A 21798-nucleotide genomic window follows, 5' to 3' on the forward strand; every position below is an offset into this window, starting at 1 on the left:
ACCGCGACGGGGAAGCCTCCGACAGCATCAGGACGCTGTTCCAGGCCTGGTTCACTCGTTCACTTGCAACGTCGCCCACTGACAAGGGCTTCGACGGAGCGGCGTGATGCCCGGTCCATGATGATCTGCCAATCCGGCAGCGCCCCGGAACTCGACGGGCGCAGCTTCCAAGGTCACGGAGTCTCCTGCACCCCGTAATCCGAGCGGAATACCGAGCCTGCCGACGCATCCTCGCCGAGCCCGCCTGTTCTAAGTACTCCAGCTGTAGATCGTGATCAGCTGTCAGGCGTCAAAGCGGTGGCGGGCGGCCTCGATGTGCCCGAAGTAGCGGTGCGTCCAGTCGCACATTCCGTCGACGGTTGCGCGTAGGCCCTGGCCCGGCTCCGTGAGGGTGTATTCGACACGCGGCGGGACGGTGGGGTGCACGTTTCTCTCGACCAGGCCGTTGCGCTCCAGCATGCGCAGGTTCTGGGTGAGCATCTTGTGGCTGATGCCCTCGATCTCGTTCCGCAGTTCGCTGAAGCGCAGGGTGCGTTCACCGAGAGTCTCGATGATCAGGAATGCCCACTTGTTGGCAACGTCGGAGAAGATCTCTCGCGCCAATGAGTCCGCGCGCCTGAGGTCTGCTTCCTCGGATGGGCCCTTGATCTGTTTGGTCACCATCGGGTTCCCCAGTCACTGGAAAGTGCGTTCTTCCATGTCAGTGTCCACTCTCCTATGGTTCCTGAGTAACCACAAGAGACCGAAGGCGCACTCGTTGGGCGGACACGAGCCCACAGGCGCTCAGGACAAGGAGGCAGGCAGCATGGCCGTCAACCTGGTAAACCCGAGTGGATTGCCCAAGATCGATGTCTACCGGCAGGTGTCGATCGCGACGGGGTCGAAGCTGGTCTTCATCGCCGGGCAGGTCGCCTGGGATGCCGAGGGGATCACGGTCGGCGAAGGCGACCTCGCCGCGCAGGTCGAGCAGTGCTACCTCAACATCGGCACCGCTTTGGCCGAGGCCGGCGGCTCCTTCGACGACGTGGCGAAACTGACCTTCTACGTCGTCGACTGGACCCCCGACAAGATGCCGCCGCTGCTCGAGGGGATCTCCCGGGCGGCCGCAAAGCTGGGCACCACCCCGGTCCCGCCGGCCACGCTGCTGGGCGTTGCGGCACTGGACGTTCCCGACCATCTGGTCGAGATCGAAGCCACCGCGGTCCTCGACTGAACAGATGCCCTTCGCCCGCTGAGCACCGAAGTGGCCAACTGCGGCGCTCAGTTGCCAACCAGCGTGCTCGGCACACCATGTCTGGTTCGCGGCTTGCCGGTGGTAGTGGCCGGCTCGGGACCGGGCCTGATGACGTCGCCGCCAGTCGGACCAGCCGAGCCGGTGGGCGGCGTCGTGCACGGGGCGGCAACCCATGGGCCCGCCGCCACCAACGAGCGGTAACAGATCAGAGGCGCCGCGCCCGTGAGAACCCCTGTCTCGGCGGTGGGCATGATCGGTCCTCTCGTCGGCGGTCGCTGTCCCCTAGACCCGGTACGACCCCGGGACTCATCGCCGACGCCCGGCCCCTGCGGCTCCCGCGGCCCGTGAGTGTCCCCCTCACCGGATGCGATTCCTCCCCGGGATGAACCCCCGAGGTTCCTCGCAAGAGCACGCGGGAACGGCCCCTGGCGGCCGTCAGGGATTCTGCAGCTCGGCCCAGATCGTCTTGCCGCGGGCGGAGTGGCGCGTGCCCCAGCGCCTGGCCAGCGTCCCGACAAGGTAGAGGCCGCGGCCTCCCTCGTCGGACTCGTCGGCGAGACGCAGGTGGGGTGCCGCGCTGCTGGAGTCCGTGACCTCGCAGGTAAGCGCGTCGTCACGGATCAGACGCAGGCCGATGGTGCCCTCGGCGTAGCGAACGGCGTTGGTGACCAGTTCGCTGACGATCAGTTCGGCACCGGGGATCACGTCATCCAGCCCCCATTCGGCCAGTCGGCCGGCAACCAGCCGCCGGGCCCTGGAGGCGCTGCGCGGGTCGTGGGGCAACGTCCAGTACCCGAGGTCGTGGGGGCCCAGGGCCTGGGTGCGGGCGAGGAGCAGCAGCGCGTCGTCGTCGGGGCCGTCGGGCAGCACGGTGGTCACCAGCGTGTCGCACAGCTGCCGCAGCGGGCGCTCCCAGGCCCGGGCCAGGTGGTGCATGAGGAGGGGAAGCCGGTCGTCGTCCCGGGCTGTGCCGCGCACCAGGCCGTCGTTGAACAGCGCGAGCACACTGTCCGTCGGCAGTTCGACGGTCGTCGACCGGTACGAAGCGGCCCCGCGCCCCAGCGCGGGACCGGGAGCCAGGTCCAGCAGGTACGGCGCTGTCTGCGGGGGCGTCACCACGGGCGGCGGGTGCCCGGCGCTGACGGCCTCGCACTGCAGGGTCACCGGGTCGTACACGACGTACAGGCAGCTCGCCAGCGCGCCGTCGTTCATCTCGCGGTCGTGCGGCGCAGAGCCGTCGGCCTGTGCCGGGAATTGCGCCGGGCCCTTTTCCATGGCGACGCCGGCCGTCAGCTCGTGCAGCCTCGTCAGGAGTTCGACCGGCTCCAGGTCCATGGCGGCGAACGCGTGGACGGCAGTGCGGACTTGGCCCATCGCGGTGGCTGCGCGCAGCCCGCTGCCTCGTACGTCACCCGCCACCAGCGCCACACGGGCCCCGGACAGCGGGATCACGTCGAGCCAGGCTCCGCCCGCCGCCACGGGCAGATACGTGTAGGCGGTCTCCACCGCACGCGTGGCAGGCATGCGCCTCGGCAACAACTCCCGCTGGGCGATCCGGGCAAGGGTTCGCTCGCGCATGTAGAGACGCGCGTTGTCCAGGCAGAGCGCGGCCCGCGTCGCCAGTTCCCCGGCAACGTCGGCGTCCGCGTCGTCGAACGGCTCCGACTGCCCCGCACGATAGAACGCGGCGAGGCCCAGAACCACGCCGCGAGCGGCGAGGGGCACCACCAGCAGCGAGTGCACTCCAGCGCTCCGGAACAAGGTTGCCCGGTCTGGATCGTGCGACAGCCACGCAGCCGAGTCGTCGCCTCCGAGATCGTTCACCACGCGCGGGGTCAGATCGGCGAGCACGTAGGCGTACGGTCGGCCCTGCCGCATGACGCGCACGCAGCCCACCTCATGCACACCGTGCCCGCCCTCCCGCCCCGTCGTCGCGAATCCCGCCCGGCGTACGGTGACCGGGTCGAGGAGCGGCCCCGGCGCGGGCGCGTCGCCGTGCAGCACGGTGTCGAGCACGTCGACGGCGGCCGCGTCCGCGAGGCCGGGGACCGCGGCCTCGGCCAGTTCCTGCGCGGTGCTGAAGACGTCCAGTGAGCTGCCGATCACCGAGTCCGCCCGCTCCAGCAGCTCCAGTCGCTTCTCGGCGCGCTCGCGGTCCGTGATATCGGTGAGCGTCACGGCCAGGCCGAGAGGTTGCCGGTCCCGATCGCGCAGGGGATAGGCCGAGAGGGACAGCACCCGCCGCTTTCGCTGCTCTCCGTGCACGGCGTTCACCGGACAGTGCAGGTCGCGGACGGGCTCACCTGTTGCCAGGGATGTGCGCAGCGCCCGTTGCACGTGGGGAAGCGACAGGCCCGCCTCCAGGGAAACACTCTCGTCCGCGTCAGCCGGGGCCGGCGTCGGGGGATCGCTGCTGTCGAAGCGCAAGCTGTGCAGGTCGGCGTCCAGAACGTACAGGCCGCCGTCCGCTGCCTCGGCGCACAGGACATCGAGCAGCGCCGCCGCCCTTTCCGTGCCCAGTTGCCGCAACACACCCGCGGCTGCGGACGTCGGCGGACTGTGCCCCTGCGGGCCCTGTGTACCGTCCACGCCTGGCAGATCTCCCGTGATCTCCCCCGCCTCGGTCGCATCTCCCTTCTCACGATGCCAGGGAGGGAGCCCCTCCGCCTCACAGGGCGGCGGGGCCCGGACGGGTGCCCCGGCCGAAGCGCCGACGGCTCACGGGCTGATCAGGAGCTGGACGCCGATGGGGTGGGGCCGGCACTGCCCTTCGGTGCGGCTGCGCTCAGACCGAACTGGGCGGCCTCCAGGGTGCCGGTGCCGGTGCCGGAGGCTTGGGTGCCGGCGACGGCGAGGGTGAGGTCGTTCTTGGTGGCGTAGCGGGTGTACCAGATCTCGTCGATGCCGAGCTTGTCCAGGGCGGTTTTCTGGGCCTGTGTGGGCTTGGTGACGTATTGCCTGCTGGCGATCAGCTGGTTGGTGTCGGTGAAGGTGAAATCGGCCCTGTCGTTGCCGTCGTGGTAGCTCCAGTGGACCTTGCTGTAATAGTCCTTGGGGTAAGCGGGGTTGGGGTACGCCTTCGGGCCGGACTCCTCGGCTTTCACCGTCTGGGTGCCGAATGCGCCGACCATGCGCTTGCCGCTCTTCGTGTCGTCCACGAGGAAGACGGGGACGATGGCGGAGTCGTACTCCTTGCGCAGGTGGAGATCGGCGCCGATCACCGAGTACTGGCCGACGCTGCCGCGGCCCCAGCGCCAGTGCGCGACGCCGTAAGGGAAGGGCTGGTTGCCCCAGTTGTGGTCGTGATAACCGTGGCCGGTGAAAGAGCGCTTTTTGCCGTTCACGGTGACGATTCCGGTGGCGGTGCCGGACGGCACCACGGCCAACCAGCCGAAGGACTTGTCGGTGTCACCGAAGTAGAGGATGCCGGTGCCGGGCCGGAAGGGCTGCACCACGCTCGTCAGGGTCAGATCGACGCCCACGTCGCCCAACTGGCCCTTCATGTGGTACGTCTTCAGGTCGCCGCTGAAGGTGAACGGCCCCAGGCGCACGTCGCAGCGCTCCTTGGAACTGGAGAACTCGTCCCAGCCGAAGGCGTGCGTTCCGCCGTGGCTGGTGCCGTCGGGGTCGGTCACGATGACGCTGGACTTGGGTTTGCGTCCGGCCTCGCCGGGCTCGGGGACGAAACCGTCGTCGAGCCGGGTGCTCAGGGTGAAGGACACGACGGTGCCGTCGTCGCCGGTGAAGTCGGAGTACCACCACTCGAAGACGTTCGGTTCGTCGTTGTGCGAGGCTGTGCGGAAGCCGTCCTCCCAGAGCTCGATGGTGTCGCGCTTCAACCCCACGCGGGCGAAGTCGGCGTCAGTGTGGCCGTAGCCGTTGGCCGTGAGACCGTCTTCTGACGCGCTTGCGCCGGGCCCGGTCGGGCTGGGCGAGGCCGCGGCGGCGTCCGTCCGACGAGAAGGGGAGCACGCCGACACCGCCAGGCCGGATACGGCCGTGACCAGTCCGGCGGCTGCGGCGCTCCGCAGGAACGCGCGGCGGGACGGCGCGGAGTCTTCGTGCATGTGGGGACCTTTCACGACGAGCGGGAAGGGGCGGACGCGGGTGCCTCCCTGCCGGCCTGACCGGGTGCCCGGAACCTATAAGCCGACCTCGTACGGCTGTCACCGTCGACGCCATAGCTCCTGCGGTGCCTCCTGGCTGGTCCCAGTCAACGTCTGGGAGGGCGTGGGGGCATGCAGAGCGACTGCGAACGGGTGAGGAGCCGGCGCCCGGGTCCAGCAGGCCTGTTTGGGCGGAGCCACTCAGTCATGCCATGTCCGGCCTCGCGGAGCGGGTCGTCTGTCCGCGCCTGGCCATGCGACGGATCGGGGGCTGCATCCGGTGAGGCGAGGACCGACGGGAGGACGGCGCCGCGGTCCGCTCGCACCATGCCGCCGGCACGCGTGGGATGCCAATCGATCGTCCGCCGGTAACCGACAGTTACCCCGCTAGATGTAGACGACAAAGCATAAAATTGTAGGGCGATCCGCAACGAGGGAGGTCGCTCTCCATGTCAACAGGAACTCTTCTGGCGATCGTCATCCCGGTGGCCGTGGTGCTGATTCTGATCGGCGTGGCCGTGGCGCTCTTCATGCGCCGTCGCCACCTTCGTGAGCAATTCGGGCCCGAGTACGACCGGACGGTGGAAGACGCCGACAGCCGCACGGCCGGCGAGCGGGACCTCAAGGCCCGGGAGAAACGCCATGACGCACTCGACATCAAGCCCTTGGAAGAGGGACGCCGCGAACGCTACCGGCACGACTGGGACGGCGTACAACAAGAGTTCGTCGACCGTCCCGAAACGGCGGTGCACGACGCGGACCGTCTGGTGACCTCACTCATGCACGAAAGGGGCTACCCCACGGAGGACTTCGAACAACGCCTCAAAGACCTTTCCGTCGAGCACGGGAGCACCCTGAAGCATTACCGGGAAGCCCACGAAATCGACACCCTCAGCACGCAACACAAAGCAAGCACCGAGCAGCTGCGAGGCGCCATGACGCAATACCGCACGCTGTTCGACGAACTGCTCACCAACGGCGGCCAGTCGCGCCACGCACGTGCCTGACCCGGCCCAGGAGGAACTCTGCAAGGCGACTCCACGTCGGACCCTGTCCTCACGGGCAGCGTGGCGTGGCCTGCAGCCAGGAACGCACGGGCTCTCGACTTCACCGACCGAACTTGCGGCCGCGCTTCACGCGGCGATGTCCCGTCCCCGTCACGACCAGGATAGGGAACGCGGCGGCGCAGCCGGCAAAAAAGGCGTTACCAATAGTGCCGACGCCCACCCACAGCGTGACCGACCCCGCCGAGGATCCAAAGAATGCATCCGATAACCAGTAGGACGACTCCGATGGTCCAGAGGATGCCGATCCCCGTGACAAGTCCGACCACGAGCAGGATGATCCCCAAAACGATCATGTGGGCCTCCAGGTCAGTGACCTCATTGCCCCCTGAACAGCAGGTACCCCTCCCGGATGCCGCGACACATACAGGAGCGAGGCGGACCCGCATCAGGATCCAGTTGGGTCTGACAGCCGGCTCGGGCAGTCGGGCGGGCGTCAACCGGGCTGTGGGTGTCCAGCGATGACACGGCGGCGTCTGCTTCAAACAACTGCGCTTCGTTGACAGTTCACGCAGTTCACACTGCCCGTCCAGCACATGCGAGCCCGTCGCAGGATCGCCGGAAGCCCGCTCAGGCCTTCCCCTGCATGCCGCTCCGGGCAGGGTTCGCCTGCTCCGTCGCCTTGGGGTCCTTCTCGTCCGCCTTGGCGCGCACGCCCTTCTGGATGCGCTCGCCGATGGACTTGTCGATGTTGGACCAGTACTCGAAGGCCCTGGCGAGGACGGGTTCACTCACCCCGTTGAGCAGGTGCCCGACGACGTTGTCCACGAGACGGTCGCGAGCGGCGTCGTCAAGGACCTCGCGCACCAGCGTGCCCGGCTGGCCCCAGTCGTCGTCATCGGCATGGTCGACGTACGCGGCGCGCGTGATGTCGCCGTCCGCGTGCCAGCTGGGCGGCGCGTAGCGGCCCGTGTCGGCCGCCGGGCCGCCCTTGGAGTTGGGGGCGTAGACCGGGTCCTCGGTCTTGCGGTACGCCATGGCTCCGTCTTTGGAGTATGTGTTCAGCGGCGCGACGGGAGCGTTGACCGGAAGCTGCTGGTAGTTGCCGCCGATGCGGTGACGGTGCGCGTCGGCGTAGGAGAACAGCCGCGCCAGCAGCATACGGTCGGGGCTGGGGCCGATGCCGGGGACGAGGTTGTTGGGCTGGAACGCGGCCTGTTCGATCTCGGCGTGATTGTCCGTGGGATTGCGGTCGAGGGTCATCCTGCCGACCTCGATCAGCGGGTAGTCCCCGTGCGGCCACACCTTGGTCAGGTCGAACGGGTTGAAGCGGTAGGTGGCCGCATCGTCGTACGGCATGACCTGCACCTTGAGTGTCCAGCTCGGGTACTCGCCGTCCCGGATGTGCTCGAAGAGATCCCGTGTGTGGTAATCGGTGTCGGTCGCGCACATCTGGTCACCCTCGTCCTGGGTGAAGAACTCGATGCCCTGGTCGGTCTTGAAGTGGTACTTCACCCAGAACCGCTCGCCCTGCGCGTTGATCCACATGTACGTGTGCGAGGTGTAGCCGTTCATGTGGCGCCAGGAGCGCGGGATGCCCCGGTCGCCCATGAGCCACGTGACCTGGTGCGCGGACTCGGGTGAGAGGGTCCAGAAGTCCCACTGCATGTCGTGGTCGCGGAGGTTGTTGTCCGCACGGCGTTTCTGGGAGCGGATGAAGTGCTGGAACTTCATCGGGTCCTTCACGAAGAAGACCGGGGTGTTGTTCCCGACCATGTCGTAGTTGCCCTCGGTGGTGTAGAACTTCACCGCGAATCCGCGCGGGTCACGCCAGGTGTCCGGGCTCCCGCGCTCGCCGGCGACGGTCGAGAACCGGATCACCAGGTCGGTACGTGTGCCCGGCTGGAAGACCGCGGCCTTCGTGTAGGCGCTGACGTCTGCGGTGACTTCGAAGTGGCCGAAGGCGCCGCTGCCCTTGGCGTGCGGCTGCCGCTCAGGGATGCGCTCCCGGTTGAACTGCGCCATCTGCTCGATCAGATAGGAGTCCTGCAGGAGGACCGGGCCATCGGCGCCGACGGTGAGCGAGTGTTCGTCGCTCTCGACCGGGCCACCGGCATCCGTGGTGGTCGCCTTGCCTGTGACGTCATTCATGAGCAACGTGCGCCTTTCGATCGGTGTGTTTGTCGCGCCGCGAAACCGGGCCCGCGGCTACGGAGGGTCACGGCGGGGCAGTTTCGCGGCTGATCGGCATCCCGGCAGATACGTGGGCGTACTGGTTCACATACAGCCTGCGGCTTCTTCGCTGATTCGGCGCTTTTTCCTGCTCGGCCGTCCTGCTGGGTGGCCTCTCGGCGGTCCGGGTCCGGGTGACCTCGTTTCACGCCGACGAAACGTGTCGGGGCCCGGTTTCCCGGGTCTGAGGTCAGCGTCCGCCGGGACTGGCGAGGTTGTCGCGGATCTCGGCGATGGCGCCGCGCGCACCGTTGACGCCGTCACCGGCCAGGTTGACGCGACGTCGCACAGCTGCATGAGAGCCTGGCGGCCGGGCACCCGGTACGGCGGGAGGTGGACTCATGGTTCGTGCCGGCGCGGGCTCGGCGGCAGTACGCGGGTCAGCTGAAGTGGTCGGCTGGTGGCTGGTGTTGACGGGGCTCTGGCTCGTGCTGGTCTCCCGCGTCGACCTTCTGGAGTGGGTGGTCGGCTCGTCCGCCGCTCTCTGCGCAGCCTGCGCCGCGCGCGCGGCGCGCCTCGCCGCGGCCAGGCGGAGCGACTCGCCATGAAGCCCCGGTTGCCAGAGCGGACTCCGTGAACGGCTGGCTTGTCGCGGCCGCAGCCCTGCTCGCACTCGGTGTGGCCCCGGCACTCTGGGGCGCGAGCACCGGGCCCGTCCGGCGCCGCGTCGTCGCGCAGAACCTCGCGACACTCCTCGTGTGCCTGGTCATGCTGTTGCTCGCGCAGGGCTATGCCCGTACCTCGTACATCGATCTGGCACTCGTCCTGGCGGTCCTCGGGCCGGCCGGAACGCTCGTCTACGCGCGTCTGCTCGCCGACGAGCTGGCCGCCGAACCGCCCACGGCCCGTGTCACGCGCATCATGACGGGCCTCGCCGTGGCCGCCCCGGCGCTCGTCGTCCTGCCGCTCTGCGTGGCGACGGGGCCGGGCCGCGCGCTCGTGAAACTGCTTGTCATCGGGGCGCTGCTGATCGCAGGTAACGCCGTCGCGGGCCGGGCGGTGTCGGGGAAGGTGTCCATGTCACGGAAGGCACACGATGGCTGACCTTCTTGTCGCCCTGGCGCTCGCGCTCGTCGTCGCCGCCGCGACAGCCGCCGTCCTCACGCGCGACCCGGCCCGTCAGGCGCTCGTGCTGGCCCTGCTCGGGCTCGCGTTCGCAGTCCTGTTCACCGTTCTGCAGGCTCCGGACGTGGCACTCTCGCAGCTCGCGGTCGGCTCCGCGATGACGCCGCTGATGCTCCTGCTCGCCGTCCGCAAGGTGCGCGGCAGGAGCCGGCGTGGCGGCCGGGAAGGACGGTCCGAGTGAGCAGGAAGGCCCGGCTGTGGCTGCTGTGGGCGGGCGGGCTGGGTGTGGCCGTTCTCCTCGCATGCGCCGCGTTCGACATGCCCCACTTCGGAGGCCGCTCGCATCCGTACGGCGAGCGCGCCGTGCGAAGTGCCCTCGCGCGGCACACCGCCAACGTCATCTCCTCCGTCAACTTCGACCAACGCGCCTTCGACACCCTCGGCGAGGAATCCATCCTGTTCACCGCCGTCCTCGGCACCGTCGTCCTGCTCCGCGAGACGCGCGACGAGCACACCGAACCGCCCGAGACCGTCCACGTCGACCCGCCCGTGCGCCGCTACGCGCTGATCGCCCTCCCCGTCACCCTGCTCATCGGCCTCTACGTCATCGCGCACGGCCAGCTGAGCCCCGGCGGTGGCTTCCAGGGCGGCGTCATCGTGGCGACCGCCCTGCACCTCCTCTACATCGCCGTCGACTACAAGGCACTGGAACGCATCCGACCGGCGGCCGCGTACGCGGTCGCGGACGCCGCGGGCGAGGCCGCCTACGTCCTGCTCGGCGCGGCGGGGCTGTTGGCCGGGTCGGCGTTCCTGGACAACTTCCTGCCGTACGGCACGTTCAACACCCTGTCCTCCGGCGGAACCGTCCCACTCCTGAACGCCGCGATCGGTGTGGAGGTGGCCGCAGCGATCGTCGTGCTGCTCGCCCGGTTCCTCGACCAGGCCCTGGAGATCGAGGGCGGCGGTCGGGTCGGGACCGGGCGGAAGAACGGGGAGGGCGGCCGGTCGTGAGTGTGCTGCCGTATCTCGCCGCGGGCTGGATCTTCCTGGCCGGCTGCTACGGGCTGGCCACGAGCCGCAACCTGATCCACGCGGTCGGCTGCCTTTCCGTGTGCCAGAGCTCGACATACGTGCTGCTGCTCGCGGTGGGCTACCGCCGAGGCGGCACCGCTCCCGTCTTCTCCGACATCACGCCCGGGTCCCGTCCCGTCGTCGACCCGGTCGTCCAGGCGCTCGCCCTGACGGACGTCGTCGTGGGCGCCACCGTCACCGCACTGCTGCTCGCGCTCGTCATCCAGACCGCCAAACGGCACGGCACCGTCGACCCGGACGAACTGTCGGAGCTACGAGGATGACAGCCGCACAGCTGCTGCCGTTGATCGTGGCCACACCGCTCCTCGGTGCGGCGCTCCTGGTCGCGGCGGGCCGGCGGCTGCCCAGGTTCGCCGCCGAGGTGATGGGCTTCGTCTTCTCCGCGGGAGCGGCCGCGTGGGCCGTCGCAGTCCTCGTACGGGCGCCGTCGGCGGGCTCGCGTGCCGTCGAATGGATGGGCGGCTGGCGGCCCCGCAACGGGGTGAGCGTGGGCATCGTGCTCGTCGGCGACCGCGTCGGCGTCGGTCTCGCCGCGCTCGTCTGCGTCCTCGTGGTCGCGGCACTCGCCTATTCGTGGCGGTACTTCGACGAACCCCCGCACCAGCACGCCGGCTCGTTCCCCGCGCTCATCCTGCTGTTCCAGGCGGGCATGTGCGGCTTCGTCCTCACCGGCGACCTCTTCAACGCGTTCGTGTTCTTCGAACTCATGGGCGTGGTCGCCTACGCCCTGACCGGCTACCGGGTCGAGGAAGCCCGGGCGGTACAGGGCGCGTTGACGTTCGGCATCGTCAACTCCCTCGGCGGCTACACCACCCTGCTCGGCATCGGTCTGCTCTACGGACGCACGGGCGAGCTCGGTCTCGCGCAGATCGGCGGCCGCCTCGACGCGCAGCCGCACGGCGCCCGCCCCGACGCCCTGGTCCTGGCCGCCTTCGTCCTGGTCGTCACCGGGCTCCTCATCAAGGCGGCGGCGGTGCCGTTCCAGTTCTGGCTTCCCGATGCCCATGCCGTCGCGCCGACGCCCGTCTGTCTCCTGCTGTCAGGTGTCATGGTCGAGCTCGGCGTCTACGGCACGGGGCGTGTGTACTGGACCGTGTTCGCGGGCCCCGGTGGCATGCCGGGGCCCGACGTGCACCGCGCGCTGCTCACCCTGGGCGTGGTGACGGCTCTCGTGGGCGCCGTGATGTGCTGGCACCAACGCCACCTCAAGCGACTGCTCGCCTACTCCAGCGTCTCCCACACGGGGCTGTTCCTCATCGGGGTCTCGCTCCTCACTCCGCAGGGCCTCGGCGGGACCATCCTCTACGTACTCGCCCATGCGGGAGCGAAAGCCGGGCTCTTCGCCTGTACGGGCATCCTCCTCGATCGTTTCAGCAGCGTCGATGAACACGAGCTGCACGGCCAGGGCCGTCAACTCCCTCTCGTGGGCGCCCTCTTCACGGTAGGTGGTCTGGCGCTCGCCGGGCTGCCGCCCTTCGGTACGAGCCTGGGCAAGGCAGTTTCCGAGGAGGCTGCCGGGGCGTGGCCGACCGTCGTCTTCGTCATCACCTCCGCACTCACGGGAGGAGCGGTGCTGCGGGCCTCGGCGCGGGTCTTCCTGGGCTGGGGGCCTCGCCCGTCAGGTGACGTGGAGACGACGACCGGCAAGGACGAGGAACCGGAGACACGCGGACGGTTGCGGCGCATCCCGGACACCATGCTCGCCGTGCCCGCGCTCCTCCTGGCGGGTGCGCTGGCGGTGGGGGTGGTGCCGGCTCTGTGGCCGGCCGTCCGCACAGCGTCCGACGCGTTCACCGACCACGCCGGGTATGAGGCGGCCGCCCTGCTTACGGGTGAGGCAGCAGCCCCACCGGTCACACCTGCCCCGCACTGGACGGCCCTCGGCGTCGTCCTGGGCCTGCTCTCCTCGGTACTGGCACTCGCGCTCGCCTGGTCGGCGGTGCACCGGCCCGCGTCCGACGAACCGTCCAGGTGGGTCGCGCCCCTCCTCCGCCTCCAGTCGGGTCACCTGGGCGACTACGTCGCGTTCACGCTGGCGGGGATCACTCTGCTGACCGTCCTCCTTTGGTGACGGACGGGCGGCACGGTCGGCGCCTGTACGGGGGCATCGCGGGCGCGTGAACAGGCGCAGCCGGGGCAACTGTCGGCACAGTAGAAGTCATGGGAAAGACCGCGGTCATCGTCATCGACATGATCAACACGTATGACCACGCCGACGCCGACCTGCTGATCCCCGCTGCCGAGGAGGCTCTGCCCGCCATCGTGAGGCTGCTCGAGAACGCCCGCCGCCACGACGTTCCCGTCATCTACGCCAACGACAATTTCGGGCAGTGGCGGTCCCACCACGGGGAGATCCTGGAAACGGCTCTCGCAGGGCCGCACGCCGACCTCGTCCGCCCTCTCGGCCCTGACCAGGAGTCGCTGTTCGTCGTCAAGGCACGTCATTCCATCTTCTTCGAGACCCCACTCAGCTATCTCCTGAGGCAGCAGGGGATCGAGCATGTCGTGCTGTGCGGGCAGGTCACCGAGCAGTGCGTCCTGTATTCGGCACTCGACGCCCACATCCGGCACCTGGACGTCACGGTCCCCCGCGACGCGGTCGCCCACATCCACGAGGACCTGGCCGACGCGGCTCTGCGGATGATGGAACGGAACATGGGCGCCAACATCCGGGTCACCGACGATCTCGAGTTCTGACGCCGTCCGGGCGCCCGCATAAGGACGAGGTTCTCCGGATCAGTACCGTTCGATCCAGTGGCGTGACATCGTCCGACGACGATGGTCACGGCTACTCGGGGGAATCATGGAACGACCGGACGACCTCATCGCGTCGGACCTGCGCTTTCCCGCGGAACTGATCGCCTGGGTACCCCCCCCCGGGGCGGTGTGGAACGGTCCCGGCTGGTCGCTGTCCTGGCTGTGATCATTCTGATCGGCCATCCCACAGGACCTGCTCATCCGCTATGCGCGCCTCATCGGAGCGACGGTGGACGCGGTGGCGGCCCACGATCAGCGCTCAATCCGCCGTGGTCTCGGCGATGATCAAGTCGGTGACTGCGCGCATGTCTCCGTCCTCCAAGGCACGCCGCTGTCGATCCGAGGCCGTGCCCTCGCGGAGGAGGCGGTGTACCAGTGCGGCGACCTCACGACTGTCGCCCGCCTCCAGGAGTGCGGGCGTGATGCGATCCGTCAGCTGGGACAAGACGTCCCCGGCGCTGCGGAGTCTTCCTTCGGCGTCCACCAGCGATCCGCCGAGCCCGTGGAGCGCAGCGTGCCAGTTCATCGCCTGCAGCAGTTCCGGCGGGCAAGGTTGTACGGGGGCGCCCCCGTCCGTGATCGCGGTAGCGACCAGCGCGCGGACGATCCCGGTGATCATGACCGCCTCGTCCGCTCGGAGCTGAACGTCCGGGCAGCGCACCTCCACCGTCGCAGAGTGGCTTGAAAGACGGGCCTGCCAGTAGATCTGACCCAAGTCCGTGATCACTCCGCAGGAGAGGAGTCGCTGGAGACGCTGCTCGTGGTCGGCGAGGCCGTCGAAGTGCGGCGACGGACCGCTCACCGGCCACCGGCCGAACACGACCGTCCGCCAGCTGGCGAACCCGGTGTCCTGTCCGGCCCAGAAGGGCGAGTTGGCGGCCATGGCGACGACGACCGGAAGCCACAGCCGGATGCGGTTCAGCACGGTGACGCCGATCTCCGGATCGGGCACCGCGACGTTCACCTGCATGCCGCACACCAACTGCTCGGACGCCAGCTGCGCAGAGGTCGCACGCACGGCGTGGTAGCGCGGCAGGTTGGTCACCGGCGGCGGCTCCACCTCCTTGAGCGGTGGCGTGGCACAGGCGGCGAGACGGCAACCGCGGCTCTCCGCCGCGCGCCCCAAGGCGTGGCGCAGGCGCAGCAAGTGGCCCCCCACCTCGTCGAGGTCGACGCACTCCGGGGTGACCACCTCGATCTGAGCCTGAGTCAGCTCTGCCCGGATCTCACGTTCTTCTGCGATCGGTTCGAGCCCGGCGGCGCCGCGCACTTGATCCGCCTTCTGCGCCGGTAGGCCGGTGTCGGCGTCAAGGAGCAGATATTCCTCTTTCACACCGACTGGGAGCCGGCTCACCGTGCCGCCGCTGTTGTCGCCGGCACGGATGACCGTGTCCGGCTTGCGCTGCGGTGGCCGCACCGGGGCAGCCGGGTCGTGAGATGTGGCCATGAGCACGTCCTTCCGTATACCCACAGCGGGGCCGACTGCCAGGCGAGTACCCCCGCCGCCTTCCCTCAGGCATTCGGACATTCGAAACGGCAGCAACAGCGGCACACACTCCGGCCCGGAGTGACTGAGCATCCTGAGCCGGCCGCACGGAGCCGTGCGACCGGCTCAGAAGTAGTTGGTATCCCTCAGCGGTGGAAGGCGTCCTTCGCCTTCTCCCTGGCCTGGCGCGCGTACCCCTTGAGCTTCTCCCCACGACCTTCGGCCACCGTCTCGTGACTCCCTGCGACGCGCCCGACCGCTTCCTTCATCTTTCCCATCATCTGTTCCTTCTTGGCTTTGGCCTTCTCGCTCCCAGACACAGCGTTCTCCCATCCTGTCCCGTCAAGGCAGGTCTCCCTGCGTTGCCCTCGTCGCGAGTACCCCTCGTGGGCGTTGTCAAGCACAGGATCTGACCGCGGACGAATGGTCTCCGAGCAGGTTTCTCTACGTGCTTCGGGGATACCCGAGCCTCAGTGTTCGCACGACCCGCTGCACGCCGCGGGAGGCCGTGCGGTCCGGCTTGTGCGCTGGCTCGGACCTTCGGAGGCGCTCAGACCGTCGGCGCGCCGCCGCACCAGCGGACCTGTCGGCGCTGGAAAAGGCGTACTGCGGCGCCAAGCACGCGGTCAACGGCGGCCCGGCGTGTCATCGGCTCTCCCTCATCGGTGCGCCAGTTGGTTCACGGGCCCCGCATCTCATGATGTCGGCATTGCACACCGGGTGCACGCCCGTACCTCTGCAGGGCTCAGCCGCTCCGCACAGAGGTGTGGGCAGGCAATGAGTCCGGGCCCCCGCCAGCGCCCGGTGATCGATCGTGCCACCAGTCGAGTGCAGCGGCGCCGAGCCGTTGCCCCGTCTGCAGAGCGCCGCCCGCCGCGGCTGCCATCCCGGTCGGGGCGGTGGCACTCGTGCTGGGCAGCAGACTCATGCCCCACGTCTCACCCCGCCGCAAGGGCGACCTCGACCTGTCGGGCGTGGCGCTGCTGGGCGTCGGAGTGCCGGCCCTGGCTCTCACGGTCCTGCCGATCGTCATCCGATCGATCGGGACCGGCGGCTCGACGAGTGACATGAGTGGACCAGGAATACCCCCGTCGCCCGGGGATACCGTGGGAGGTGTCATTCCTGAGCAGTCACGCTGAGGAGTAGCGGTAGCCATGACCGACAACAAGGGGCCTGACGACAAGAGGAACAAGGAAGTGATGCGGCAACTGCTCCGCCGTCACGGACAGACCTATGCCGCCGAGGCCCACATCCCTTTGAAGGACACGCCGCAGCCGCTCTACCGGACACTCGTACTGGCGCACCTGCTCAGCGCGCGGATCCGTGCTTCCGTCGCGGTCTCGACATTGCGGTCCCTCTACGAGGCCGGGCTGAGGGACCCGAAACGCATGACCGAAGCCACCTGGCAGCAGCGCGTCGATGCCCTCGGGCACGGTGGATATCGCCGCTACGACGAACGCACGGCAACCCAGTTGGGCGACGGCGGCGACATCCTGATCGACCGCTGGGGCGGCGACCTGCGCCGGATGCGGCAGCAGGCGGACGGCGACGCGGACGAGTTGCGGCGCCTGTTGCAGGAACTGCCGGGAATCGGCCCGATGGGAGCGGACATCTTCCTGCGTGAGGTCCAGGATGTGTGGCCGGAGTTCGGCCCATTCCTGGACTCCAAGGCGCTCCAGGGCGCCGAGCGTCTGGGCTTGCCGCGACGAACCTCCGACCTCGTCCGACTCGCGGATGAGACGCCGAAGGCGGAGCTGGCCTCGGCGCTGGTGCGCGCTGCCTTGGACAAGGAAGTCGTGGCGGACTGCCTGAACCACGTCGCCTGACTGCCGCTCCCGGAGACATGTCGAAGCCCGAGGAACCATCACGACGGGGCATCGGGTCCCTCCCCACGCGCGAGCCGTACGCCCCGGTGTGAGACTGCACAGGTACGCACCCGCCGTGGAGCTGGATCCGGACGTGACGAGGGGTGATGAGGTGGCCGTCGCCGAGAGCCCTGACGCTGCCCTTGGCGAGTTCCTCGCGGACCCCGGCAACGCGGCACTCGACCTCACCACCGCTGTGGCGCGCTGCACCAAAGCCCTGGGCCTTCAGCACTCCGTGGTCTACCTCGCCGACCTGCAGCAACGACAGCTGACCCCGCTCCACGATCTCGTGCCGGCGCTCCCCATCGACGGCTCGCTCGCCGGATGGACGTACCGCACCCAGTCCCTGCGCGTCGAGGAGTCCGACCTCGGAGGGATGACAGCCTGGTTGCCGCTTGTGGACGGGGCGGAACGCCTCGGCGTCCTCGCTGTACTGTCGCCGGCCCTCGACCCGCTGTCGCTGCGGCGCGGCAGGACGCTCGCCGCCCTGCTCGCCATGATGATCACGTCGAAGCGGGCGTACAAGGACACCTATGTCTGCCAGACCCGTACCGAGCCGATGCAGCTGCCGGCCGAGATGCTGCGCGCCTACCTCCCGCCCCGCACCATCGGCACGCCACGCGTCGTGTCGACAGCCGTCCTGGAGCCGGCGTACGAGATCGGCGGGGACGCGTTCGACCACGCCCTGACCGACTCGGCCCTGCACACGGCGATCTTTGACGCCATGGGACACGATCTGGCCTCGGGACTGACCTCGGTCGTGTCGCTCACCGCCTGCCGCAACGCGCGTCGCACCGGAGCGGACCTTCCCGACCTCGTGGAGTCCGTCGACGCAGCCCTCACCACGTGGCTGCCGGACCAGTTCTGTACCGCCGTGCTCACTCAACTGGAGCTGGCCACGGGCAAGCTGCGCTGGATCAACTGCGGGCACCCCGCGCCGCTCCTCGTCCGCGACCAGCGTCTTGACGCCGGAGCCATGGAGCGCGACGCCGAGCCGCCCATGGGCATGACGGCCGCCTTCGCCTCGGCGACTCGGCAGGTCCACGAGATCGCCCTGGAGCCGGGTGACCGGGTGCTGATGTTCACCGATGGCGTCACGGAAGCCCGGACGGTGGACGGCGGCGAGCTCGGCCTCGAGAGGTTCGCCGACTACGTCGTCCGGGCCGCCGCGACGGGCGAACTGGCGCCGGAGACGCTGCGACGCCTCATCCACTCGATCCTGGACGCCCAGGAGAACCGTCTCCGCGACGACGCGACGATCCTCATGTTCGAGTGGTGGCCCACAGCCCGGGCAGCAGAGACAAGTGGTCGGTGATGTCGGCGCCTTCCTCGCCGCGCCGAATCTCGACCAGGGCAGACGCACTGCCTCGGACTGGCCCTCGCAAGAGGCGCAGAGCAGCAGCCACAGCCGCAGCCGCAGCCGCAAGGACATCGTTTCCATCGGCCGGGGTACGCGTGGGACGCACCAGCCCGCCGAAGAAGGGAGAGCGCTGTGAGCGACAGCCGACCCGAAGCACCCGTACCGGACCCCACGCCGAGGGACATGCCCGACCAGCAGGCAGGAACCGGCCCGGATCGCTGGGACGACGATGTGACTCGGCCGGCCGACGAGGAGCGCCCCGAGCCCGACACGGAGATCCCCGACACCGACGAGGCCGGTACGGGCCGGCGCGGTGCCCCGCACTCCGCAAGCCCGAACCCTGACCACCCTGTGCCCGACGAACCGTCCGGCTGACGCACCGCGCGCCGTGCGGTCCCGGCAGGGCAGCCCGGACATGAGCCCGCCACCGATGCGGGACCCCCGGCAGCGGTCGCGCGAAGGTGCGTGTCAGCCACGACGGGACCGGAGCAGGCGCCTGGCCGGTCCGAGGGACCTTCCGTGGTTCATCAGCCCGGCCCAGGGGTCGGCGCGGCCCTGCTCGGCGGCGTCGGCAATCGTCCAGCGCTGGGCGTCCAGCCGTGGATCGTCCAACTGCCTCCAGGAGATGGGGGCGGCGACGGGCGCACCGGGCTTGGCACGGACGGCGAAGGGAGCCACGGCGGTCTGGGCGTAGGCGTTGCGTTGCACGTCGACGTAGAGCCGGTCGCCCCGGTCCTTCTTGCGGACCTCGGTGGTGAGTTCGTCCGGGTGCGCGTGCGCGAGGGTGTCGGCAACGTCCGCGGCGAACTCACGCACCTCGTCGAAGTCGTGGCGCCTGGTGAGGGGGACGACGACGTGCAGGCCACGCGAGCCGGTGGTCATCAGCCCGGAAGACAGTTCCAGCTGGTCGAGCAACTCCCCCAGGAGTCTGGCGGCTTGACGGACGGAGGCGAAGTCACCCCCGTCTGCCGGGTCGAGGTCGAAGACCAGACGGTCGGGCCGGGCGATCAGGTCGGTTCGGTCGGCCCTGGACAGCCATCGGTGGAGCGTGAGGCAGGCCTGATCGGCGAGGTAGACGAGGGTCGCGGTGTTCGCGCACACCGGGTGCACGACGGTGCCACCCTCCTTCGGCACCTCGACGCGCTCGATCCAGTCCGGGTAGTGGTCCGGGGTGTTCTTCTGCATGAACTCGGGGCCGTCGATCCCGTCGGGGTGCCGTTCCAGCATCAGAGGGCGGCCCCGCAGGTGCGGCAGCATGAAGGGGGCGACCGCCCGGTAGTAGGCGACAAGGTCGCTCTTCGTGTACTCCTTGCCGCTTCCACTCGCAGGGAACAGCACTTTGTCCGGCCGGTGCACGTCGAGGGTCCGACGACCCACCCGGACCGTCTCGATGCTGGTCATCTCGGTGTCCTCCGGTCAGCGCACGACAGCCGACTCGACCAGCAGCCGTGCCGCCGTCGCGATCGACTCGGCGTCGATACCGGCCGCGTGCAGCTGCTCCGCGGGGGTCGCCGAGCCGGGCATCGTGCGGACCGCCAGGCGCACCAGTCGCGGTACGGGGCGGCCGTCGGCGAAGGCGTCGAGCACCGCGTCCCCGATACCGCCCTCCTCGCGGTGGTCCTCCACGCTCAGCAGGCAACCGGTGCTCTCGGCGGCCTCGTGCAGGGTGCGGCGGTCGACCGGTTTGACCGAGTACAGGTCGATCACCCGGACCGGGATGCCCTCACGGTCGAGCGACTCGGCAGCGGCCAGTGCCTCGTGGAGGGTGACGCCCGCCGCGACCACGGTCAGCCGGTCCGCCCCGGAGGCGCGCAGCACCTTGCTTCCGCCGATCGGGAAGTCCTCGGTGGGGCTGTAGATGACGGGGGTGCCGCCGCGGGATGTGCGCAGGTAGCGGATGCCTTCGAGGCCGGCCATCTCCGCGACGAGTTTCGCCGTCTGGTTGGCGTCGCACGGGTACAGCACGGTCGAGCCGTACACCGCCCGGAACATCGCCAGGTCCTCGAGGCCCATCTGCGAAGGCCCGTCCTGGCCGATGGCGACGCCCGCGTGCGACCCGACGAGGTTGATCCCGGCCCCGCTGATCGAGGCCATCCGCACGAAGTCGTACGCGCGGGTGAGGAACGCGGCGAACGTGGATGCGTACGGCACCCAGCCGCGCGTCGCCATCCCGACCGAGGTCGCGACCAGCTGCTGCTCGGCGATGTAGCACTCGAAGAAGCGGTCGGGGTGCTCCTTGGCGAAGAACTCGGAGCGCGTGGAGTCGCTCACCTCGCCGTCCAGGGCGACGACATCGCCACGCACCGTTCCGACGGCCGCGAGCGCCTTCCCGTAGGCGTCGCGGGTCGCGACCTCGTCGCCGATCTCGTAACGGGGCAGCTCCGCGCGGCCCGAACCCACGGGATGCAGCAACCGTGCGGCGGGCGGATGGTGCACCTCGACGCGCAGGTCGCGCACGCCCCCGAGCTCGGCGATCGCCTCCTCTGCGTCCGGCAGCGGCTTGCCGTGCATGCCCTCGCGGTCCTCGACGGAGGCCACGCCCTTGCCCTTCAGGGTGCGGGCGAGGACAGCGGTCGGCTGCCCGGCGGTGGACAAGGCCTCGTCGTACGCGCGGTCGACGGCGTCGACGTCGTGCCCGTCGATCTCGACGGTGTGCCAGCCGAAGGCCTGGAAACGGCGCGCGTAGGCCTTCAGGTCGTGTCCGTGCCGGGTCGGGCCGCGCTGGCCGAGGCGATTGACATCGACGATCACGGTGAGATTGTCCAGATGCTCGTATCCGGCGTGCTCCGCGGCCTCCCAGATCGAGCCCTCGGCGAGCTCGCTGTCACCGCACAGCACCCAGACGCGGTATCCCGTACGGTCGAGCCGCTTGCCGGCCAGGGCGATGCCCACGCCGACGGGCAGCCCCTGTCCGAGCGAGCCGGTGGCCGTCTCGACCCACGGCAGCCGCCGGGGCGTCGGATGCCCTTCCAGCCGGCTGCCGAGCCGGCGGAAGGTCAGCAGCTCGGTGTCGTTGATCGCGCCCGCCGCCTTGTACGCGGCGTACAGCAGCGGTGAGGCGTGCCCCTTCGAGAGCACGAAACGGTCGTTGCCCGGGTGTGCGGGGCGGTCGAAGTCATAGCGCATGTGGTTGGCCAGCAGGACGGCCATCAGGTCGGCCGCGGACATCGAGGAGGTGGGATGCCCGGAGCCCGCGGCGGCGGAGGCGCGGACACTGTCGACACGCAGCTGCTGGGCGAGTTCTGTCAGTGGGTGGGTGTTCATGTCACTCCTTCCGGGGGTACCACGCCGGTCGGGGCGCCCGCTGCGCGCGCCGGCGATTGCTTGCGCACCGGGTCGTCGGTGAGCAGTTGCCCGTGCGCGTGACCTCGACGCGATACACGATGGCGCTCACTACCCGCTTACCGCGTCCCCCGGGCAAGAGCAGCCAAACACGCGGTGGTGACCCCGCATCGGGGGCGTCATACGCGCTGTACGCAGCGTCACCCCCGAACCAGGCGCCGGCCCGGCGGACCGGTGTCAGGACGTCACCGGCCGGGCTGAGTGGTCCTGTGCGTGCCCGTGACCATCACGGGTACGCGGACAAACTGCGGGCGC

At 69.4% G+C, this 21798-nt stretch carries 20 protein-coding genes; 11 read left to right on the forward strand and 9 right to left on the reverse strand.

Annotation, left to right across the window (positions count from 1 at the left end):
* Positions 1 to 282: 282 nt before the first annotated feature.
* A complete protein-coding gene (locus tag ACWIGU_RS07070; RefSeq protein WP_099498680.1) occupies positions 283 to 663 on the reverse strand; it encodes a winged helix-turn-helix transcriptional regulator in 381 nt (126 codons plus the stop codon).
* A 142-nt stretch (positions 664 to 805) separates the two neighbouring features.
* On the opposite strand from ACWIGU_RS07070, the gene ACWIGU_RS07075 reads away from it, so the two are divergent.
* Positions 806 to 1213 (forward strand): RidA family protein, encoded by a 408-nt coding sequence (locus ACWIGU_RS07075; RefSeq protein ID WP_266571041.1) that lies wholly within the window; start codon positions 806 to 808, stop codon positions 1211 to 1213.
* A 456-nt stretch (positions 1214 to 1669) separates the two neighbouring features.
* Here the strand turns inward: ACWIGU_RS07075 and ACWIGU_RS07080 are convergent, their stop codons facing one another.
* Both ACWIGU_RS07080 and ACWIGU_RS07085 read right to left on the reverse strand, forming a co-directional pair.
* Positions 1670 to 3823 carry a SpoIIE family protein phosphatase gene (locus ACWIGU_RS07080; protein ID WP_454398251.1) on the reverse strand — a complete coding sequence of 718 codons (2154 nt, stop codon included), beginning with the start codon at positions 3821 to 3823 and terminating at the stop codon, positions 1670 to 1672.
* 140 nt (positions 3824 to 3963) lie between these two features.
* Positions 3964 to 5301 (reverse strand): hypothetical protein, encoded by a 1338-nt coding sequence (locus ACWIGU_RS07085; RefSeq protein ID WP_454398253.1) that lies wholly within the window; start codon positions 5299 to 5301, stop codon positions 3964 to 3966.
* A gap of 488 nt (positions 5302 to 5789) precedes the next feature.
* On the opposite strand from ACWIGU_RS07085, the gene ACWIGU_RS07090 reads away from it, so the two are divergent.
* Positions 5790 to 6347: a hypothetical protein gene (locus ACWIGU_RS07090; RefSeq protein WP_454398255.1), complete on the forward strand. Its 558-nt coding sequence runs from the start codon at positions 5790 to 5792 to the stop codon at positions 6345 to 6347.
* Positions 6348 to 6544: 197 nt separating this feature from the next.
* Here the strand turns inward: ACWIGU_RS07090 and ACWIGU_RS07095 are convergent, their stop codons facing one another.
* Both ACWIGU_RS07095 and ACWIGU_RS07100 read right to left on the reverse strand, forming a co-directional pair.
* Complete coding sequence (locus tag ACWIGU_RS07095; protein ID WP_356286113.1) at positions 6545 to 6700, reverse strand: DUF6131 family protein; 156 nt, start codon at positions 6698 to 6700, stop codon at positions 6545 to 6547.
* A 274-nt stretch (positions 6701 to 6974) separates the two neighbouring features.
* Entirely contained in the window at positions 6975 to 8495 is a 1521-nt protein-coding gene (locus ACWIGU_RS07100; RefSeq protein ID WP_454398258.1) for a catalase, read from the reverse strand.
* Between the two features lie 654 nt (positions 8496 to 9149).
* Between ACWIGU_RS07100 and ACWIGU_RS07105 the strand changes: the two genes are divergently transcribed.
* From ACWIGU_RS07105 to ACWIGU_RS07130, 6 genes are all read left to right on the forward strand, one after another.
* Positions 9150 to 9620, forward strand: a complete 471-nt coding sequence (locus ACWIGU_RS07105; protein WP_356285967.1) for an MrpF/PhaF family protein — start codon at positions 9150 to 9152, stop codon at positions 9618 to 9620.
* The gene (locus ACWIGU_RS07110; RefSeq protein WP_454398260.1) at positions 9613 to 9882 is read left to right on the forward strand and encodes a hydrogenase subunit MbhD domain-containing protein; all 270 of its coding nucleotides are present in this window, start codon (positions 9613 to 9615) and stop codon (positions 9880 to 9882) included. The genes ACWIGU_RS07105 and ACWIGU_RS07110 overlap by 8 nt, the downstream gene beginning before the upstream one ends.
* A complete protein-coding gene (locus tag ACWIGU_RS07115) occupies positions 9879 to 10652 on the forward strand; it encodes an MnhB domain-containing protein (protein WP_454398262.1) in 774 nt (257 codons plus the stop codon). The genes ACWIGU_RS07110 and ACWIGU_RS07115 overlap by 4 nt, the downstream gene beginning before the upstream one ends.
* Positions 10649 to 10996, forward strand: coding sequence for a sodium:proton antiporter (locus ACWIGU_RS07120; RefSeq protein WP_356285958.1), 348 nt, complete (start codon positions 10649 to 10651; stop codon positions 10994 to 10996). Before ACWIGU_RS07115 ends, ACWIGU_RS07120 begins: the two co-directional genes overlap by 4 nt.
* Positions 10993 to 12804, forward strand: a complete 1812-nt coding sequence (locus ACWIGU_RS07125; RefSeq protein WP_454398265.1) for a complex I subunit 5 family protein — start codon at positions 10993 to 10995, stop codon at positions 12802 to 12804. The genes ACWIGU_RS07120 and ACWIGU_RS07125 overlap by 4 nt, the downstream gene beginning before the upstream one ends.
* A gap of 89 nt (positions 12805 to 12893) precedes the next feature.
* Entirely contained in the window at positions 12894 to 13430 is a 537-nt protein-coding gene (locus tag ACWIGU_RS07130; protein WP_454398267.1) for an isochorismatase family cysteine hydrolase, read from the forward strand.
* 319 nt (positions 13431 to 13749) lie between these two features.
* Here ACWIGU_RS07130 and ACWIGU_RS07135 read toward each other — a convergent pair whose 3' ends face one another.
* Both ACWIGU_RS07135 and ACWIGU_RS07140 read right to left on the reverse strand, forming a co-directional pair.
* The gene (locus tag ACWIGU_RS07135) at positions 13750 to 14844 is read right to left on the reverse strand and encodes a glutamate--cysteine ligase (RefSeq protein ID WP_454398628.1); all 1095 of its coding nucleotides are present in this window, start codon (positions 14842 to 14844) and stop codon (positions 13750 to 13752) included.
* A 278-nt stretch (positions 14845 to 15122) separates the two neighbouring features.
* A complete protein-coding gene (locus tag ACWIGU_RS07140) occupies positions 15123 to 15296 on the reverse strand; it encodes a CsbD family protein (RefSeq protein ID WP_454398269.1) in 174 nt (57 codons plus the stop codon).
* A gap of 834 nt (positions 15297 to 16130) precedes the next feature.
* Between ACWIGU_RS07140 and ACWIGU_RS07145 the strand changes: the two genes are divergently transcribed.
* From ACWIGU_RS07145 to ACWIGU_RS07155, 3 genes are all read left to right on the forward strand, one after another.
* The gene (locus ACWIGU_RS07145; protein WP_454398271.1) at positions 16131 to 16802 is read left to right on the forward strand and encodes an endonuclease; all 672 of its coding nucleotides are present in this window, start codon (positions 16131 to 16133) and stop codon (positions 16800 to 16802) included.
* 115 nt (positions 16803 to 16917) lie between these two features.
* Complete coding sequence (locus tag ACWIGU_RS07150; protein WP_454398273.1) at positions 16918 to 18156, forward strand: PP2C family protein-serine/threonine phosphatase; 1239 nt, start codon at positions 16918 to 16920, stop codon at positions 18154 to 18156.
* Between the two features lie 177 nt (positions 18157 to 18333).
* Positions 18334 to 18576 carry a hypothetical protein gene (locus ACWIGU_RS07155; RefSeq protein ID WP_454398275.1) on the forward strand — a complete coding sequence of 81 codons (243 nt, stop codon included), beginning with the start codon at positions 18334 to 18336 and terminating at the stop codon, positions 18574 to 18576.
* A gap of 93 nt (positions 18577 to 18669) precedes the next feature.
* On the opposite strand, the gene ligD is transcribed toward ACWIGU_RS07155, so the two are convergent.
* On the reverse strand, positions 18670 to 19602 hold the full coding sequence (gene ligD / locus ACWIGU_RS07160; protein WP_454398277.1) for a non-homologous end-joining DNA ligase: 933 nt from the start codon (positions 19600 to 19602) through the stop codon (positions 18670 to 18672).
* Positions 19603 to 19617: 15 nt separating this feature from the next.
* Entirely contained in the window at positions 19618 to 21465 is a 1848-nt protein-coding gene (locus tag ACWIGU_RS07165; protein WP_454398278.1) for a transketolase, read from the reverse strand.
* Between the last annotated feature and the right edge of the window lie 333 nt (positions 21466 to 21798).

The sequence above is a fragment of the Streptomyces sp. NPDC055400 genome, assembly GCF_053644375.1.

Coding starts and splice junctions, on each gene's coding strand:
- ACWIGU_RS07070 (WP_099498680.1), bottom strand. CDS start 663: ATGGTGACCAAACAGATCAAGGGCCCATCCGAGGAAGCAGACCTCAGG.
- ACWIGU_RS07110 (WP_454398260.1), top strand. CDS start 9,613: ATGGCTGACCTTCTTGTCGCCCTGGCGCTCGCGCTCGTCGTCGCCGCC.
- ACWIGU_RS07095 (WP_356286113.1), bottom strand. CDS start 6,700: ATGATCGTTTTGGGGATCATCCTGCTCGTGGTCGGACTTGTCACGGGG.
- ligD (WP_454398277.1), bottom strand. CDS start 19,602: ATGACCAGCATCGAGACGGTCCGGGTGGGTCGTCGGACCCTCGACGTG.
- ACWIGU_RS07075 (WP_266571041.1), top strand. CDS start 806: ATGGCCGTCAACCTGGTAAACCCGAGTGGATTGCCCAAGATCGATGTC.
- ACWIGU_RS07085 (WP_454398253.1), bottom strand. CDS start 5,301: ATGCACGAAGACTCCGCGCCGTCCCGCCGCGCGTTCCTGCGGAGCGCC.
- ACWIGU_RS07100 (WP_454398258.1), bottom strand. CDS start 8,495: ATGAATGACGTCACAGGCAAGGCGACCACCACGGATGCCGGTGGCCCG.
- ACWIGU_RS07165 (WP_454398278.1), bottom strand. CDS start 21,465: ATGAACACCCACCCACTGACAGAACTCGCCCAGCAGCTGCGTGTCGAC.
- ACWIGU_RS07090 (WP_454398255.1), top strand. CDS start 5,790: ATGTCAACAGGAACTCTTCTGGCGATCGTCATCCCGGTGGCCGTGGTG.
- ACWIGU_RS07125 (WP_454398265.1), top strand. CDS start 10,993: ATGACAGCCGCACAGCTGCTGCCGTTGATCGTGGCCACACCGCTCCTC.
- ACWIGU_RS07145 (WP_454398271.1), top strand. CDS start 16,131: ATGACCGACAACAAGGGGCCTGACGACAAGAGGAACAAGGAAGTGATG.
- ACWIGU_RS07130 (WP_454398267.1), top strand. CDS start 12,894: ATGGGAAAGACCGCGGTCATCGTCATCGACATGATCAACACGTATGAC.